Origin of the sequence: Accumulibacter sp., assembly GCF_032229525.1 — a bacterium.
Lineage (GTDB): Bacteria > Pseudomonadota > Gammaproteobacteria > Burkholderiales > Rhodocyclaceae > Accumulibacter.
This window is the reverse complement of sequence record NZ_JAVTWB010000084.1, coordinates 1-2,671: the sequence shown is the minus strand read 5'-3', so window position 1 is coordinate 2,671 and position 2,671 is coordinate 1. Positions and strand designations below refer to the sequence as shown.

The window sequence follows — 2,671 nt, the reverse complement described above, 5'->3', positions numbered from 1 at the left end:
GCCATCGCCGAAGCCCTGCCCAACCTCAAGACGCCGCTGGTGCCGCGCAACGTGCCGTGGTTCACCGTGCGGGCGCAGGACTTTCCCAATCCCGAGATCGCCCGGGAGATTCTGGACGCCTATGGCGAGGATCGGGGCGAAGGCCGGCGTTTGTACCGCTTCCCGGTGGTGTTCCCCTCCGACTACTGGCAGACCGTGATGCCGCACGAGTTGGCGGCCTGGGGTGCGCACGAAAAGCACTACTGGTCGCAATACTCGGCCGATGGCCGGGTGCGCCACTGCATGTGCCATGCCCCGGTGCCGGTCGACGAGACGGGCCGGCGCACGATCCGCCTCTTCGGCGGGCGCAAGACCATGATCCGCGAGGACAACGGCGGTCTCTGCGAACCGGAGGCCTGCCGCGAGTACCAGCAGCGCCAGTGCAACCTGACCGGGCGTTTCCTGTTCTTCATCCCCGGCATACGGTCGATCAGCGCCTTCGAACTGCATACCAACAGCTTCTATGCGATGAACGCCGCGATCCAGAAGTTCGAGACCGTGGGCTTCCTGCGCGGCGGGCGCATCTCGGGTTTCCTCGACCGGCAACGCACGCCTTTCTACCTCACGAAAAGACTGATGGAGGTGGCCCACATCGACGAGCAGGGCAGGGCAGTGCGCGTGCCGCAGTGGATCATCGACCTGGAGGCGCCGGTGGATGTGACGGCCTTGCTGCGCGACAACGAAGACACCGAGACGGCCCTGGTGCAGGCGCAACTGGCGACGCAGGTGCTTCAGGGCAGTCTGGCAGCAGCCAGTGCCGAATCGTTGCAGGCGGATGCCGCCGACATGCAGGCGACGACGGTGGCCGATGCAACGTCCGCCGAGGAGCCGCCGTTGCGCGACGGCCGTCCCAGCTTCGAGCAACTGATGGCCCGCGTGCAGGCCTACGGGATCGTGCCGGAACAGTATCAGGCCTACGCCGACCGGCGCTGGGGACGGGGCTGGAAGATCAACCCGAGCGGCCGCGCCCAGGCCTGGAATGAGCTCGAGCGCTACGGCAACGATCCGCAAGGCTACCTCGACAAGATAGCGAGCGAGATGCAACTGGCCTCGCGGGGGAGGACGGCATGATCCGCATCGCGCATTTCTCCGATCTGCACTACGGTACCAAGAAACTGGCGGAAGCCGACCGTTGCTTCGGCGCTGCCATCGACCGGGCCATCGCGTTGGGTGCGGAGGCGGCGGTTCTCTCGGGCGATGCCACCGACCATGGCCTGGACTTGCATGCCCCGGCCGCCGAACGGCTGGTCGCGCAGGTGCGGCGACTGGCTGACCACTGCCCGGTGTTGATGCTGCAAGGGACATTCTCGCATGAGCCACCGGGCACCCTGGCGATCTTCCGGCTGCTGGGCGGACGGCATCCGGTGCATGTGGCCAGCCGTATCGCGCAGGTCGCCCTCACGGCCCAGGACGAATGGCTCGCTTCGACCAGTTGGTGTTTCGATAGTTTGCCGGCCGGTGCTCGTGCCCTGTTTACCTGCATCCCCACGGTGAACAAGGCGGTGGTGGCCGCAACGGTCGGTGCGGCGGAAGCCGCGCAAGCCGTGGGCGAGCACCTGGCCCTGCTGCTGCGCGGCTACGCGCCGATCCACCGCGCGGCACGTCGGCAGGGCGTGCCGACCATCGGCGTGTCGCACGGCACGGTGTTCGGCTGCGTGAGCGAGCACGGCGTGCCGATGGCCGGCTTCGATCACGAGTTCACGACCGGTGCCCTGTTCGGTGCCGAGGCCCAGGCCTTCATGCTCGGGCACATCCACCGGCATCAGGCATGGGAGCAGGAAAGCATCGCAGGGCGGCAGTGCATCGCCTATCCCGGCTCGATCGGTCGCTTTCATTACGGCGAGGAAGGGGGCAAGGGGTTTCTGTTCTGGGAAATCGACGCCGACCAGGCGCGCTTCACGCTGGAGCCCACGCCCGCGTGCCGAACTGTCGATATCGTTTTCGAGGGCCAACCCGACCTCGACGCCCTGCGCGCGGCTGTCTCGCAGCAGGACATCGCTGGCGCGTTCGTGCGCGTGCGCTGGACCGTCGCCGATGAAGACCGCCATCAGGTCGACCGCGCGGCGATCGAGCGGCTGCTGGAGGGAGCGGCGGAAACCAAGCTGGAAGGGCGCATCCTGCCCGTGGTGCGCACGCGGGCGGCAGGGATCTCGCAACTGGCGAATCTGGCGGACAAGGTGCGTGTCTGGGCGCAGGTGACCGAGGCGCGGGCGGAACCCTTGCTCGCGTGCCTCCAGGCGCTGGCAAGCCAGGAACCGGAAGCCATCGCCGAGCGTGTGCTGCGTGGGCAGGAAGTCCCTGATGGCGGGGAATGCATCGATACCGCTGTCACCTTGCCGCCCCCCAGGGCCGATCTTGAGCCCGCGCTGTCATTTTGACCTGGCCGAGGCCTCTCCCTCGGGGACGGTCTTGCAGAGCCTCTTTCGTGCGGGAGACTGAACTGGTCATCCCGCTGGAGTACCGTTATGCAACCTCTTTCACTCATTCTCAAGGGCTTTCGCGGCATTCGCGATGGCCTGGGACGCGATGTCCTGAAACTCGATTTCGAGCGACTGGCCGATGGCGCCGAACTGGTCGCCATCGCCGGCGCCAACGGGCGCGGCAAGACCACCGTGATGGACAACATGCACCC

The 2,671-nt window shown here is 66.9% G+C and carries 2 protein-coding genes; both read left to right on the top strand.

The annotated features are described in order from the left end of the window. Window positions 1-1,110, top strand: a 1,110-nt coding sequence (locus RUW20_RS05050; protein ID WP_313951107.1) for a hypothetical protein, incomplete at its 5' end; no start/stop codon positions are given. Continuing rightward, on the top strand, window positions 1,107-2,417 hold the full coding sequence (locus RUW20_RS05045; protein ID WP_313951106.1) for a metallophosphatase family protein: 1,311 nt from the start codon (window positions 1,107-1,109) through the stop codon (window positions 2,415-2,417). The genes RUW20_RS05050 and RUW20_RS05045, both read left to right, overlap by 4 nt. The last annotated feature ends 254 nt before the right edge of the window (window positions 2,418-2,671 follow it).